The following is a 14,995-nucleotide window of genomic DNA, read 5'->3' on the forward strand; positions in this document are numbered from 1 at the left end:
CTTGGAGGTGACTCATGAAAGCAATCGTATGCACAAGATACGGACCACCTCATGTTCTCCAGCTTAAAGAGGTAGAAAAATCGATTCCTAGAGACAATGAAGTACTCGTGAAAGTTCATGCGACTACCGTAACATCAGGGGACTGTAGAGTTCGAGGTTTTGAAAGTCCTATTTTATACTGGATCCCCATGCGCCTAATCTTAGGTCTCAGAAAACCAAGAAAACCTATACTTGGGGTGGAGTTGGCCGGAGAAATTGAAGCAATAGGCAAAGACGTCAAACGCTATAAGATAGGAGACCAAATTTTTGCATTAACGGGTATGAAGTTTGGTGCGTATGCCGAGTACACCTGTCTGCCTGAAGACGGATTAGTGGCAATTAAACCGGCCAATATGTCCTTTGAGGAAGCCGCTGCTGTTTCTTTCGGAGGAACTACTGCATTACATTTTCTTAGAAAAGGCAATATCCAGAGTGGAAAAAAGGTTCTTATTTATGGCGCTTCTGGAGCAGTAGGCACTTCCGCGGTACAGCTAGCAAAGTACTTTGGGGCAGAGGTTACCGGGGTATGCGGTTCTACGAATTTAGCATTGGTGAAATCTCTGGGCGCAAATAAGGTCATTGATTACACGAATGAGGATTTTACGGAAAGTGGGGAGCTTTACGATATCATATTTGATGCGGTTGGTAAAAGCGCCAAATCAGAATGCAAGAAAGCACTAACCCCAAACGGGGCATTCGTATCCGTTGAAGGGCAGGGGATGGCTAAGGAACGTACGGAAGATTTACTTCTTCTCAAGGAGCTTATCGAGACCGGGAAAATAAAATCGGTCATTGATAGAAGCTATCCGTTAGAACAAATTCCTGAAGCCCATAGATACGTGGAAAAAGGCCATAAAAAAGGAAATGTAGTCATAACAGTTAGTCATGATAAATAAAACAAGCATCATTCCCCTTGGCATATCCAAAATGAACATGCAGCAGCCCATAAAGGGCTGTTTTCTATTATGTCGGACCTTAGCCTTGAAGGCTTCGGCGCGTACTCGGGCAGCTAGAGCCGAAACGCACCGAAAGCCACCATTGCTGCGCTCCCCATGATTACTCCAATCCAAGTATTAATCCCCATAACCAAAATAATAAGGAGTGGCGCGATACGGCTTATGGATTGCCCATAAAAAATGCCGTAAGCTCGGTTGAAATCATTTTGGTATTGAGCTTCTTGGTATGACCGAGTCCCTTTTTGCTGAGCAGCTGCGCATTGGAGAGCACGCCGGCTAATGCTTGGGCTCCATGACGCAGCGAAGCCGGGCTTTCCGTGCCTTCCAGCACAAGCGTGGGCATTGTGACTTTACTCCAGATGTTGACAGGCAGCGGCTTTCCGTCCATATATCCATCCAATAAAGCTGCATCGTAGGGGAGTGTGTGCGCAACGGCCATGAGCCTGGACCACACACCCGGCATTATACGCATCAAGCCGACAACGAATGAAGGAGCACCCATACCCTTGGTCATAAAATACTTGATGGCTTCAGCCCGGCGGTTAGCGGAAATAAGCTCATTCAAGTGGCTTGCGAAATTTTTCGGCGGTTTGCGGTCCGCGGCACCAATCACGAATGGAGGTTCATGCAGCGCCAATTTCGTGATGTTTACCCCTGACGCTGCTGCCTGCAGAGCGAGCACCGCTCCGGATGACAATCCCCAAACATTTGCCGAGCCGCCGGCTTCAACAATCATGGCCTGAAGATCTTCAAGCTCGTGCGCGATGTCATATGACTGTGAGTCTCCGCTATCGCCGCGGCCGCGGCGGTCATAGTTGTAAACCGTGAAATGCTTTGACAGCAGATTAGCCAGCTGCACCTGCCCCGGAAATTTTCGATAGCTAAACGCACCTGCTACCAGTATGAGTGCCGGCCCTTGACCAACTTTGTCATAGGCGATCTTGGTTCCGTCTTTTGAAGTTAATGTGTACATGGGAAGTCTCCTTTGTGTTGGTGTATATGAAGACGACGAACCGCCGACGGTCAAATCGACACATCAGAAAATTTCTTTGAAAAAATGTTCATACATATCAAATTAGTTTATTTTCCTTAATAAAGGACATGCTGTTAATGGGAGAACGCATGTTCTTTTCTTGCGTTCATAACTCTAAATGAAAACGGAAATGAGATGATGCAATGCTTGAAATCATTGAGGATATTGAAACAAAAATTATTGGGCTGCAATCGCAAATACAAAACAGAAAGTCTTTCGAGAGGTATAATTTCAGTTACGAATCAGATAACCAGTATAAAATCTTTGTATTAACCTTGGAGCTGGAGAAGTGGGAAGCATTGATGAAGCTGTTAGTTACATATCAGAAGAAGAGATGTGTACCGTTCATAAGAAAGAGTAAAGATTTTGAAAGAACAATACAGCTTCAAATCAAAGACTATCCTGGATCCATTCGTAAAGAAACCTGTTCATCTATGATTGAATATATGAAGCAATTAGAATGGGAAATTGAGAATAGGAATGGATTTTTATTAGAGGGCTCGGGGCATTAGGTTTATCCATTGACGGCGGAGAGCAGCGATTATTATAATTGATCCATGATAATGCCAATTTTAACCACTAAATTATATATCCCGCCGCCCCGGCCTAAAGTTATCCAACGACCGAGATTAATCGAGAGATTGAATGAAGGAATGCACGGCAAACTGACGCTAGTCTCTGCCTCTGCAGGCTTTGGCAAAACGACGCTGGTCAGCGAATGGGTTGCCGGCTGCAGGCGGCCGGCCGCATGGCTCTCGCTGGATGAAGGAGATGACGATCCTTCGCGTTTTCTGAGTTACCTCATTGCTGCCATTCGGACGATTAGAGTAAACATTGGAGAAGGCTTGTTTGGTGCGCTTCAATCCCCTCAGCCGCCAATCGAATCGATTCTGACGAATTTGATTAATGAAATCACCGCTGCTCCAGACCCATTTATTCTCGTCCTTGACGACTACCACATGATCAATGCTAAACCGGTTGACAATATCCTCATCTTTCTGCTCGAGCATCTGCCTCCACAGATGCATCTAGTCATCGCAACCCGTATGGATCCAGATCTCCCTCTAGCCCGGTTACGCGTCCGGGGCCAATTAACCGAGCTGCGCGCAGCAGATATGCGCTTTAATCCTACAGAAGCAGCCGGATTTCTCACCCAAGTGATGAGCTTAAAACTCTCATCGGAAGAAATCATCCTGCTTGAAACCCGCACGGAAGGCTGGATTGCCGGCTTGCAATTAGCCGCGATTTCATTGCAAGGGCATAAAGATGCAGCCAGCTTCATCAAATCCTTCACCGGCAGCCACCGTTTCGTACTGGATTATCTGGTTGAAGAAGTGCTGCAGCAGCAATCCGAAAGTATTCAGACTTTTTTGCTGTACACCTCTATATTAGATCGCATGTGCGGTTCCCTTTGTGATGCTGTTTTGTCCTTCAACCACGATGCTTTCGGTCAAGAAACGTTGAAATATCTCGAGCACGCCAATCTGTTCATCGTCCCGCTCGACAGCGAGCGGCGCTGGTATCGTTATCATCATCTCTTCGCTGATTTACTGCGGCAGCGAATTCACCAGACGCCTATCTTGCATGGAAAAGTGGCTGATTTGCACAGGCTTGCCAGCGTGTGGTATGAAGAGAATGGCCTGGAGCTTGAAGCCTTTCACCATGCTGCGGCCGCTAATGATGTGGATCGCGCCGCGCGCCTGATGGAAGGAGGGGGCATGCCCTTGCACTTCCGCGGTGCGGTTACCCCGGTACTAAAATGGTTAAAGGTGCTGCCGGCAGCGGTACTGGATGCGAGACCCTCGTTGTGGGTGATGTATGGCTCAGCGTTATTAATGGTCGGACAAATGAACGGCGTCGAACGGAAGCTGCTAGCTGCCGAAGCAGCCCTGCAAGCCGCCGAGCAAGATGATAACACTCGGGACCTTATCGGACACATCGCTTCCGTAAGGGCGGCGTTAGCTGTCAGCCAGCATCAGATTGAAATCATCATTGCCCAGTCGCACCGCGCACTGAAGTATCTGCATCCAGGAAACCTGCCTGTCCGCACGGCCACAATCTGGACGCTGGGCTATGCCTACCAACTTCAGGGAAACCGCGCGGCAGCCAGCGAGGCTTATACCGAAGCCATCTCGATCAGTGAGGCGATTGGACATATGATCATCACCATATCCGCTACAATTGGCCTAGGCAATCTGCAGGAAGCAGATAATCAGCTCGATCTTGCAGTGCAGACCTACTTGCGCGTCCTTCAACTGGCAGGCGATCCTCCGCTGCCGATTGCCTGCGAAGCGCATCTTGGCCTGGCCCGAATATTCCTTGAATGGAACGATATGGATAGGGCTGCGCAGCATGCGGAGCGTAGCATCCGACTGGCGCAGCAGATAGAAAACACAGACAGATCCATTGCTTGTGAAGCTTTTCTCGCCCGTCTGAAACTTGCCCAGCGAGATGCGGCCGGTGCGGAGGCTATTCTAGCTAAGGCTTCACAGCTCGTGATCAGGTATAACTTTGCACATCAGATGCATGAAGTCGCTGCCGCGCAAGTACATACGCTGCTACGCCTTGGCAATCTGACGGCAGCTGCCCATCTGGTTCATAAGCATGACCTCCCCATGAGCCAAGCCCGGGTACACCTCGCCCAGGGAGAAGCCGCGAGAGCACTGGCTGCGCTGGGGCGATTGCTCTGTCAGGCGGAGGAAAGGGGCTGGGAGGATGAGCGGCTCAAGGTTATGGTTCTACAAGCGATTGCTCTGCATATGCTGGACGACAAAGACAAGGCTCTGCAAAAGCTGAGTGACGCGTTATCGCTGGCAGAGAAGGGCGGCTTCATCCGAATTTTTATCGACGAAGGTACTCCGATGGCCGGGCTGTTATCCGAAGCAATTGCTCGCGGGATAAAGCCGGATTATGCAAGCAAGCTGCAAGCTGTAATTAAAGCGGAGGAGCAGAAGGACGTAGACTATCCCCATCTTTATTTACCACTTGCACTGGATTCGCAGTCTCTAATCGAACCGCTCAGCCAACGCGAGTTGGAGGTGCTTCGGCTCATTGCCCAGGGACTTTCGAATCTCGAGATTAGTGAGCGGCTTTTCCTCGCCTTAAGTACGGTTAAAGGTCACAATCGGAACATTTTTGACAAACTATTGGTCCAAAGGCGTACCGAAGCCGTTGCTCGCGCACGCGAGTTGAATCTGTTGTAGCTCCTTAAACCATACTTTAGTATCTACATATCAATACTGTATTGCGTCTATATTAAAATGACAAAGCGTAATGCTGATCCTAAAGATCTTAATTTTAATAATGGGCTGGATCAATCGGAGGTATGGTAATGAAAGCAATCTTATGCCCGGAATATGGTTCACCTGATGTGCTTCAGTTCAAAGAAGCTGAAAAACCTGCTCCTAAGGACAATGAAGTTCGGATTAGAGTTTATGCGGCAATCGTAACGCAAGCGGACTGCTCCTTTCGTAAGGCCGATCCCTTTATGATAAGAATAGTGTTTGGCCTTACGAGACCTAAATTTCCTATATTAGGGGTTGAGCTGGCCGGGGAAATTGAAGCAGTCGGCAAGGATATTAAAATATTCAAAGAAGGTGACCAAGTTTTTGGGATGAGCAATGCTAACTTTGGGGCTTATGCCGAATTCAAATGTCTGTCTGAAAGCGCCCCGTTGGCCATAAAATCAGCTGCTATGACTTATGTGGAAGCCGCCGCTATCTGTGATGGGGCGACAACCGCGTTGACGTTCCTTCGGGATACAGCGAATGTTCAGCGCGGGCAGAAAGTACTTATTAATGGCGCTTCTGGAGCGGTAGGTGCGTATGCGGTGCAGCTTGCCAAGTACTATGGGGCAGAAGTTACCGGAGTATGCAGTGCCGTAAATTCAGAATGGGTGAAGACTCTGGGAGCAAGCAAAACAATTGACTATACCAAAGAGGATTTCACCCAAAACGGTGAACGCTATGACGTGATTTTCGATACGGTAGGCAAACGTTCATTTTCACAGTGTAAAGGTTCGTTAACGCAAAAAGGAGTCTATCTTACAACGGTCCCATCGCTGGCCGTTATGGCTCAAATGGCGTGGACTGCTAAAATCGGCAGCAAAAAAGCAGTGTTTGTGGCGGCGGGATTAAAGCAGAATAAAGAGAATCTAATTTTCCTTAGGGAGCTTTTTGAGGCGGGGAAAATAAAGGCGGTTATCGATAGATGTTACCCGTTGGAGCAGACTGCCGAGGCTCACAGGTATGTTGAAATAGGACATAAAAAAGGAAACGTAGTCATCACGATATGATGGAGAGGAGACCTAAGTGAAAGTGATTGTTTATCACGAAAAAGGCCTCCGATATTTTGGCTTCAACTTTTATCGTATTAGGTTTCCGTTGCCAAACCATTATTGTACAAACGAATAGAGCGGGCAATACGGAAGCCAAGGTCATCGATACAAAATGTAGGGTGGCTGCGGCGACGGCACGATGCCCCGCAGCCTCTGGCTTCTTCAGCCCAGCTCCCGCCGCGAAAAATGCGGTAGGAGCCATATACTTTTTCATCATACAGATCAAAGCACCACTCCCACACATTTCCGAGCATGTCATACAACCCCCATGCATTCGGCTCCTTTCTCCCTACCTCATGGATTTTGCCTCCTGAATTTTCATTATACCAAGCAATCCTGTCTATCTCTCCGTACCTATAGCCCGTAGTTCCTGCTTTACATGCATACTGCCATTCGGCTTCTGAAGGAAGGCGATAACCGTCTGCTTCCCAATCGCAAAGGATACTTTCACCATCCATACCTACGGAATAACAAGCTTTCAGTCCAGCCTTTTGTGAAAGCAGATTACAAAAAGAAATGGCATCATTCCAAGAAATATTCACAACCGGCGATTGATCTCCGTCAATAGAAATAGGTGTTTTATTGGTAGTAGCGAAGTATAGATCGTTAGTCACTGGATGCGGGGCGAGAAGGAATGGACTTATATTAGTCTTCCATTTGCTTTTTGTCCTATCGTCTCTTAATTCTATTTCTCCGCCTGGAATTTTTACCATGGGATAAGGTGGTGCGTTGATGGGAGGTTCCCGCCTTTCATGCGAGTTTATTGAGCGCAATGGTACTTGTGCCGGTTTCTTGCTCCCAATATACCCTCAATTTTTTTACAAGTCCAGAAAAATGTGGTAATTATTTGAACGAGCCTTTACAAAAACTACTTTCCTATTTAACAGATAAACGATACTTTTCCTATACCATTAGAGAGGAAGTGACCAATTTGTATTAGCCGGGAGGAAAGTAATGATGAAATTAGTTCTGATGGGAGATTTGCATTATCACGAAATCGATCATTCGATTCCGGGATTGCTGGAGGCACGCACAACATTCTATCACACCTTGCTGGAACGTTTTCTGGATATCAACGCAGATTTGCATATATCGCTTGGAGATCTTACGAATTTGGGATCGTCTTTGGAGCTTCAGGAGGTATACGAGATATTAAGGCATAAGGACAGAACGTTTATTCACGTGCTGGGCAATCATGATCTCTATACGCAGACGAGAAGGGAAGTACTGGAAATTACGGGCCAGCAGCGTTATCACGCCATTGATACTGATACCGCTATGCTGGTCTTCCTGGATACGGCGAAGGAGATGGATTTCGAAGACTGGGGCGGCTGGATCGATGATGAACAACTGAAATGGTTGGAAAGGTTGATTGATGCTTCGGGTTCGAAGCCGCTGCTTGTATTTGGCCATCATCCCGTATATAACACTACGGCAAGATCAGAGACGGAGAAAGGCTCGATTCATCCGAGCATCGATATATGGAGCATTTTGAATCGAAAAAATGGGGTTGGCATCTATTTCAACGGTCACACGCATGTAGATTCCATCGTAACGCAGAATAACTGGACATTCGTACAGCTATCTGCCTGTCTGGATCAGCATGGATTCCGAATTCTTGAATTTCTGGAAGGGGAGATTCGGATCTCGGCCATCGATATCGCAGACAAAGACGTTCAAAAACATGCTTCTATGCTGCATCAGCATATGAAGCACTTCAAACCTAATCCTGACGCCCGGGGAATGGACTTGGATCGGGAAATTATGGTTTCCTTAATGAAGACGGAGCAGCCGCAAAAATAGAAGCGAGGTTATAGAGATGAAGAACGCAGGCAATCATGACGCTTTCTTGAAGGGGCTCGCTACGCATAAAATGATCGCTTCGATTAAAGATCCGAGGCATATCGAAATTGCGCTGGCGTGTCGAAGCCAATTAAGCGGTATTTTTCTACTGACAGGGCATATCGGCACTGTGAAAAGCTACGTCGACTTGTTCAAGGAGCATCAGCTGCCGATTTTCCTGCATCTCGAGAAGATAGGCGGACTTAGCACGGACAACTACGGTCTCGAATACTTGGCGAAGGTCATTAAGCCGTCAGGCATCATTTCGACGAAAACCAATGTGATCAAAACGGCGAAAAGATTGGGCTTAATAACCATTCAACGCTTCTTCCTCGTCGATACGGAGGGTCTGGAGAATATAGCCAAAAGCTTGTGCCAAATCGAGCCGGACATCATCGAGGTCATGCCTGCCCGGATTCCCGACATGATCGGCAAGGTGAAAGCATTTACCTCCCTCCCTATTATTACTGGGGGCTTATTGTACGAGCAAAGCCATGCGGAAGAATGCCTAAAGCACGGGGCAACCGCGATCTCTTCTTCAAAGCCCGAGCTTTGGAGCGGCGCGGAGCCTTTTCCAAGCAAGAAGAAGGTTAAACAAATCATTTAGTCTATCGACAAGAGGACGAATTCATATAATCTTTGCAACTAGATAACATAGTTTTAATAAACATCGTTTATTATTCATTATGAAAAGTAAATAGCAATCGGTTGGAGCAATGGAGAAACCTTATCCGCTGTGGACGCTTATGTCCCCGGCAGGATTAAGGTTTCTTTTTTTGATGCTTTTGCCAGAGAGGCCGGCATCAGCCATTTACGCTTGCAGCCGACCTATTAAAAAAATGGAAAAGGTGGAGTTGGACAATGGTTAAGAGGTTAACAGCACTTTCGCTAGCAATTTTCATGGTAGTCGTACTCGCGGCATGCGGGACAAACGGGACGAATGGGAGCAACGGCAATACAAGCAGCGTTGGAAATGCGGAGAGCACGGATGCCGCAGCAGCCGAAAAAATCGTCATTAAGTACTGGTACGCATTCGGCGACAAAATTGAAGAGGCGAAGCTGCATATGGTCAAAGAGTTCAATGAGTCACAGGATAAAATTGAAGTCATTGCCGAGCATCAAGGCGATTACGAAGATCTTCATGCCAAAGTACAGGCGGCATTCGCAGCGGGTGATGCCCCTGCCGTAACGGACCTCGAAATCGCGTCTACCGGCGTATTCGCTCGCTCCGGCATGCTGGAAGAGCTGACGACTTACGCGGAGAGGGATAAGGATCAGCTTCAGCTTGAAGACTTTAATCCCGGTCTAATGGGCAATGCCTATGTGGACGAGAAGCTGTACGGACTTCCTTTTATGCGCAGCACCCCGATTTTGTACAAAAATGTCACGATGCTGAAAGACGCTGGCCTTGATCCGGCTGGTCCTAAAACATGGGATGAGCTTGAACAGTATTCCCGCGTGTTGAAGGAGAAGGGAAAGGTCGGCATGACGGTGGCGGTCGACATTTGGTTCTATGAAGGCCTAGTTGCCCAAAGCGGCGGACAAATGCTGAGTGAGGACGGCAAATCAGCAGCGTTCAACTCGCCTGAAGGCGTTGCGCCGGTAGAGTTCTGGAAGAAGCTAACCAGTGAAGGGCTTATCAAAATGCCTGTAGGTGATGAAGCGGGAGCGACAGCGGATAAAGATTGGTCAAATCAAGTGTCCGCCTTTAAGTTCGGCTCCACTGCCGGCGTAACCGGAAGCCTCGAAATTGCGAAGGGCAACGGCTTTGAATTGGAAACGGCGTTTATGCCCGCTAACGTCAGCTACGGCGTTCCGACTGGCGGCTGTCAGCTCGTGATGACGTCGAAGAGCAGCGATGAAGAGAAGGAAGCGGCTTGGGAATTTATCAAATGGATGACTTCCAAGGAAAATACGATCTACCAGCATAAGCATGTCGGTTACTTGCCGACCCGTCTGTCCGCTGTGGAGAGCGATGAGCTGAAGGCGCATTTTGAAGAGTATCCGCAGTTTAAGGTAGCCGTTGACCAATTGGAATATGCAAGACCGCGCCCGATGGAGAACGCGTATCCGGAAATAGCAAAAATAATTAAGGAATCGATTCAAAAGGCCATTATTGATCCAAAAACGACTCCGCAGGATGCGTTAAACCAAGCTGCGGAGAAGGCCAACAAGCTGCTAAGTAAGTAAAGCTTTGCAATGCTAGCTAGGGCATAGGGAGAGGGTGTTCATGCCCTCTTCCGCTAATTTTAAATACAGAGAGGTAACATCCTATGTTCAACGAAAAATGGTTGTCTGACATAAAAATCATTATTTTTGATATGGACGGAACGCTCTATCAGGAAGACAAATTTTTGGAACGTTATATCCGTTATTTGCTTGCGGGAACGGAGCACGAAGGAGAAACAGAGGCTGCCATCAGCGCGGGAAGGGACATTTTGACGGGAAAACATCCCTTTCAATTCGGGCATTTCTATCATAAGCAGGATGATTTGGTGCTCGTTCGGAATGAGGATGGCTTCGTTCAAGGCTATACATGGGAAGGGGCTGCGATCGATGAACGCGCACTCTCGTATGGAGCGCTGTCCTCGCAAGCTCATGATCTGATTCCAATTGGTGATCCATGGGGAATTGCGGCAGTTGTCAGTCACAAATACAAGCTTCCCGAAGGGAAACTGCAAACGGCTTTCAAACGGGTTCGCAGCGAGATGATCCTCGCACCTTATCATTTCGAGGTGCACAATGATTTGTTTGAGGCCATGGAGGAGCTTACTGCTACCCATCAAAAAATTCTCATGACGAATACGTATCTGGAATCCGGGATCGAGTTCCTGAATTACATGAAAATCCGTCATTTGTTCGAAGAAGTGCATTGCGGCGCCGAGAAGCCACTGGGCATGGATGACTGTATCACATCTCTGCTTGCTCAGGGGTATCAGGCGCATGAAATTTTGTCGATTGGCGATAACCCTTGGAATGATCTGCACCCGGTCAAGCGGAAGGGCGGCAGAACCTGCTTTATATCCCCTTACCCGAGCAGTGATCCGGAAATCTGGGATTTGCGGCTAACGACGCTCGATGAACTGGCGCAGCTCATGCGTGTGATTCAGCAATCCATTACAAGGAGGTCAATATCGAATGGCGAAGATCGAGCTGAAGCATATCAGTAAGACATTCAAAGATGAAACCGTCATTGAGGATTTGAATTTAACGATCAAAGACGGCTCATTTACAGTTCTCGTTGGACCGTCAGGCTGCGGCAAATCAACGACACTACGCATGGTAGCCGGTCTGGAGAAGCAGTCTGGCGGAGAAATATGGATTGACGACAAATGCGTAAACGATACGCCGCCAGGACTGCGGGACGTGGCGATGGTTTTTCAAAACTATGCCTTGTATCCAACGATGACCGTTCGCGGCAATATTGAATTCGGCCTCAAAAATAGAGGTGTTGCGAGAAGCGAGCGCGAGAAGCTGATACAGGACATTTCGGAGATTGTCGGGTTAACGCCGCATCTGAACAAGAAGCCGCAGCACTTGTCCGGCGGACAGCGTCAGAGGGTTGCCCTCGCCCGGGCGATGGTGAAAAAACCGAAGGTGTTCATTCTCGATGAGCCTCTGTCCAATCTGGACGCCAAGCTGCGCAACCAGATGAGAACGGAACTAATCCAGCTTCATAAACGGCTTGGAACCACTTTTGTCTATGTGACGCATGATCAAGTGGAAGCCATGTCGATGGGGGATGAGATAGTCGTGATGAACAAGGGAGTCATTCAGCAGGCCGACTCCCCGATGAAGCTCTATCATGATCCGGCCAATCGATTTACCGCGGAGTTCATCGGCACCCCAGCCATGAACATGATGAAAAGACCAGATGTACATGGGCTTGATATTCTGACGAATGCCAGCATCGGTTATGTAGGGTTCCGTCCGGAGCAGGCGCTCCTCGGCGAGAACGCGGGTATCGAGGGTTATGTCATAGAAGGTGAAATAATAACTCGCGAGAGTCTGGGCGCCGAGCATATTTACCAGATTCAAGCGCAGGCCGGCATCTTTTTTGTCAAAACGTTCCTTGCTCCCATTGAAACTGCCGAGCATGTGAAGGTTACGGTTCCGCATGAGCATCTCTATTATTTTGGGCCGAGCGGGGAACGGCTTCGCGGCATTCAGGTGAGCACGAGAAGCCTGATTGCTGCTGGAGGGATCTGATATGACCGTATGGGGAAAGCTGCGTCCTTACGGAATGGTTGCGCCGGCTATTATCATTTTTTCGTTATTTTTCATATATCCAATCTTTTACATGATCTATTTAAGTCTATTCGACTGGAATTTTGTCAGCCCGACCAAGACGTTTGTAGGCTTCCAGAACTTTAAGGATCTGCTTGCGGAGCCGGATTTCCGGCAGGTGCTCACCAACACGACAATTTATACGGTATTGACCGTGACGCTGACAACTGGCTTTGCGTTGCTGCTCGCGCTGTGGCTGAACGGAAAAAGCTTATTCCACGGATTCGTACAGGGAGCCATTTTTAGCCCGCATATTATTTCGCTTGTGTCCATCTCGCTGCTGTGGAGCTGGCTAATGGATCCCGAATACGGTCTGCTGAACTGGGTGATCGGCCTCTTTGGCTTTGGCAAGCTGGACTGGTTGTCCCATCCGAGCACGTCATTGATCTCGCTCGTCATGGTGGCCGTATGGAAAGGGCTCGGATACAACGCCCTTGTGTTTATCGCAGGCTTGCAGAGCATTCCCGCCGATATTTACGAAGCTGCGTCCTTGGACCGTTCAAAACCTTGGACGACTTTCACGAAGCTGATTCTGCCGATGCTGTCGCCAACGATCTTTTTCCTCGTGATCATCAACATGATCGGATCGTTTCAAGTTTTCGAGACCATCGCGATCATGACGCAAGGAGGCCCGGTCAACTCGACCAACACGCTGGTGTATTACATCTATGAATACGGCTTCCGGTTTTTCAAGATTGGATATGCTTCCGCTGCCGGCGTCATTCTGCTGGTCATCGTTGGGATATTAACATTGATTTATTTCAAGCTGCTGTCGAATCGCGTTCATTACCGTTAGAGAGGAGTGGAGGTCTTGAAAGCCGTAAACCGTTTAATCGGCAGCAAGCCTGCTTTGGTTGCAGCCGAAGACAAGTTGACTTTCATACGCAGTAAACGAGTGATTTTGTCTAAAGCATTACGGGCCGCGCTGCGTGTATTTAATGTCGTAGGGCTGCTGGCGTTAGTGCTGATCTTCGCCTTGCCTTTTGTTTGGATGCTCTCCACCTCGCTGAAGACGCTGCCGGAGACGATGATTTTTCCGCCTGAATGGATTCCGAATAACCTTGTTTGGCAAAATTACGCCGATGCCTGGAACACAGGGCCATTCCTAAGTTATTTCGTGAACAGCGTTATTATTGCCGTTGGCATACTCATTTTGCAGATGCTGACGATTATTCCGGCTTCTTATGCTTTTGCAAGGTATAAGTTCAAAGGCTCGAGCTTTCTATTTGGCATCGTCATGGTAACGTTGATGATTCCAGCGCAGTTAATTTTTCTACCTGTTTACTTGGAGCTCAGCGCATTCAAGCTGCTTAATACACATCTCGGTCTAATTCTTCCATTTGCTTCGAGCGCGTTTGGCATCTTTCTGCTGAGGCAGGCATTCATGCAAATTTCGGATGAGTTACTTGAAGCGGCAAGACTGGATCAAGCAGCCGAGTGGAAAATCATTGTGCAAATTATGGTGCCGATGGTAAAACCGGTGCTCATCACCTTTGCTTTATTCAGCTTCATTGCCCATTGGAATGACTACTTCTGGCCACTCGTCATGACAACGAACGAAACAGCGAGAACGCTGCCTCTTGGGATCGCAAAGATTAGGGAAGTAGAGGGCGTGACGACATGGAACATTTTGATGGCCGGCAACATGATACTGGTCGCTCCGATTCTGGTCGTGTTTTTCCTATCCCAGCGTCAGATCATTAAGGCATTTGTTTATAACGGCGTTAAATAAAAGATCGGAAGGACTGAGTTGATATGATAACAATTGTTGCTCACCGCGGATGGTCGGGAGAAGCGCCCGAGAATACGATCGCAGCTTTCAAGCTGGCTATGACGGACCCTGATATCCCTATCATTGAGCTCGACGTGCATTTGTCAAAGGACGGAATCCCCGTCGTTATTCATGATCATGTTCTGAATCGGACGACTAGCGGCACCGGTCCCGTCAAAGCGTTTACCTTAGAAGAACTACGTCAATTGGATGCGGGCAGCTGGTTTGCTCAATCGTTCGAAGGAGAGCGGATTCCGACACTGGAGGAGGTGCTTCTGCTTACAAAAGGACGCTGCAAGCTTCATGTGGAGCTGAAGTCGATGGGCGATGAATATGAAGGCATCGAGGAGAAAGTGATTGCGATCATTCAGCGCCATAACATGCAGGAGGAGGTCTCTCTCTCTTCCTTCGATCATGATTCCATGAAGCGGGCGAACGAGATCGATCCTACGATCCGGACGGGACTTATTTTCTTAGGCAAGCCTACGCTTCTGATCGAACAGCTTCGGTACACGGGCGCTGCGAGCGTGTCCATACATTATGCATTTATAACGCCCCTTTTCGTGGAAGAGATGATTCACAATGGCATCGATCTAGGCGTGTGGACGGTCGACGACCCGGACATTCTTACCCGTATCATCGAACAATACCCTGATATGCGCATTACGACCAATCATCCGGACCGCGTGCTTCGAATTGTCAGAGGAGATCGCGTCACTTCCTAAGTCGGC

The 14,995-nt window shown here is 48.2% G+C and carries 14 protein-coding genes; 12 read left to right on the forward strand and 2 right to left on the reverse strand.

What is annotated here, in order from left to right:
- The first annotated feature begins 14 nt into the window (after window positions 1–14).
- Complete coding sequence (locus AC1DLI_RS18770; protein ID WP_477605230.1) at window positions 15–935, forward strand: NAD(P)-dependent alcohol dehydrogenase; 921 nt, start codon at window positions 15–17, stop codon at window positions 933–935.
- A 220-nt stretch (window positions 936–1,155) separates the two neighbouring features.
- Here the strand turns inward: AC1DLI_RS18770 and AC1DLI_RS18775 are convergent, their stop codons facing one another.
- Window positions 1,156–1,968: an alpha/beta fold hydrolase gene (locus AC1DLI_RS18775; protein WP_477605232.1), complete on the reverse strand. Its 813-nt coding sequence runs from the start codon at window positions 1,966–1,968 to the stop codon at window positions 1,156–1,158.
- A 203-nt stretch (window positions 1,969–2,171) separates the two neighbouring features.
- Between AC1DLI_RS18775 and AC1DLI_RS18780 the strand changes: the two genes are divergently transcribed.
- The 3 genes from AC1DLI_RS18780 to AC1DLI_RS18790 all read left to right on the forward strand — a co-directional run bounded on the left by AC1DLI_RS18780 (window position 2,172) and on the right by AC1DLI_RS18790 (window position 6,322).
- A complete protein-coding gene (locus AC1DLI_RS18780) occupies window positions 2,172–2,540 on the forward strand; it encodes a hypothetical protein (RefSeq protein ID WP_477605233.1) in 369 nt (122 codons plus the stop codon).
- Window positions 2,541–2,681: 141 nt separating this feature from the next.
- Entirely contained in the window at window positions 2,682–5,231 is a 2,550-nt protein-coding gene (locus tag AC1DLI_RS18785; RefSeq protein ID WP_477605235.1) for a winged helix-turn-helix domain-containing protein, read from the forward strand.
- A gap of 128 nt (window positions 5,232–5,359) precedes the next feature.
- Window positions 5,360–6,322, forward strand: coding sequence for an NAD(P)-dependent alcohol dehydrogenase (locus AC1DLI_RS18790; RefSeq protein ID WP_477605237.1), 963 nt, complete (start codon window positions 5,360–5,362; stop codon window positions 6,320–6,322).
- A gap of 77 nt (window positions 6,323–6,399) precedes the next feature.
- Here the strand turns inward: AC1DLI_RS18790 and AC1DLI_RS18795 are convergent, their stop codons facing one another.
- Complete coding sequence (locus AC1DLI_RS18795; RefSeq protein ID WP_477605239.1) at window positions 6,400–7,077, reverse strand: formylglycine-generating enzyme family protein; 678 nt, start codon at window positions 7,075–7,077, stop codon at window positions 6,400–6,402.
- Between the two features lie 241 nt (window positions 7,078–7,318).
- On the opposite strand from AC1DLI_RS18795, the gene AC1DLI_RS18800 reads away from it, so the two are divergent.
- The 8 genes from AC1DLI_RS18800 (at window position 7,319) to AC1DLI_RS18835 (ending at window position 14,989) form a co-directional block, all read left to right on the forward strand.
- Complete coding sequence (locus tag AC1DLI_RS18800; protein WP_477605241.1) at window positions 7,319–8,167, forward strand: metallophosphoesterase family protein; 849 nt, start codon at window positions 7,319–7,321, stop codon at window positions 8,165–8,167.
- A gap of 16 nt (window positions 8,168–8,183) precedes the next feature.
- On the forward strand, window positions 8,184–8,813 hold the full coding sequence (locus AC1DLI_RS18805) for a glycerol-3-phosphate responsive antiterminator (RefSeq protein WP_477605243.1): 630 nt from the start codon (window positions 8,184–8,186) through the stop codon (window positions 8,811–8,813).
- A 254-nt stretch (window positions 8,814–9,067) separates the two neighbouring features.
- A complete protein-coding gene (locus tag AC1DLI_RS18810) occupies window positions 9,068–10,396 on the forward strand; it encodes an ABC transporter substrate-binding protein (RefSeq protein WP_477605245.1) in 1,329 nt (442 codons plus the stop codon).
- 83 nt (window positions 10,397–10,479) lie between these two features.
- Window positions 10,480–11,376 (forward strand): HAD family hydrolase, encoded by an 897-nt coding sequence (locus AC1DLI_RS18815; protein ID WP_477605247.1) that lies wholly within the window; start codon window positions 10,480–10,482, stop codon window positions 11,374–11,376.
- A complete protein-coding gene (locus AC1DLI_RS18820) occupies window positions 11,345–12,415 on the forward strand; it encodes an ABC transporter ATP-binding protein (protein ID WP_477605249.1) in 1,071 nt (356 codons plus the stop codon). Before AC1DLI_RS18815 ends, AC1DLI_RS18820 begins: the two co-directional genes overlap by 32 nt.
- A 1-nt stretch (window position 12,416) precedes the next feature.
- Window positions 12,417–13,289, forward strand: a complete 873-nt coding sequence (locus tag AC1DLI_RS18825) for a carbohydrate ABC transporter permease (RefSeq protein WP_477605251.1) — start codon at window positions 12,417–12,419, stop codon at window positions 13,287–13,289.
- A 105-nt stretch (window positions 13,290–13,394) separates the two neighbouring features.
- Entirely contained in the window at window positions 13,395–14,225 is an 831-nt protein-coding gene (locus tag AC1DLI_RS18830) for a carbohydrate ABC transporter permease (protein ID WP_477605509.1), read from the forward strand.
- A 23-nt stretch (window positions 14,226–14,248) separates the two neighbouring features.
- On the forward strand, window positions 14,249–14,989 hold the full coding sequence (locus AC1DLI_RS18835) for a glycerophosphodiester phosphodiesterase (protein ID WP_477605253.1): 741 nt from the start codon (window positions 14,249–14,251) through the stop codon (window positions 14,987–14,989).
- Window positions 14,990–14,995 lie beyond the last annotated feature (6 nt).

The sequence above is a fragment of the Paenibacillus sp. 01T443 genome (assembly GCF_056398325.1).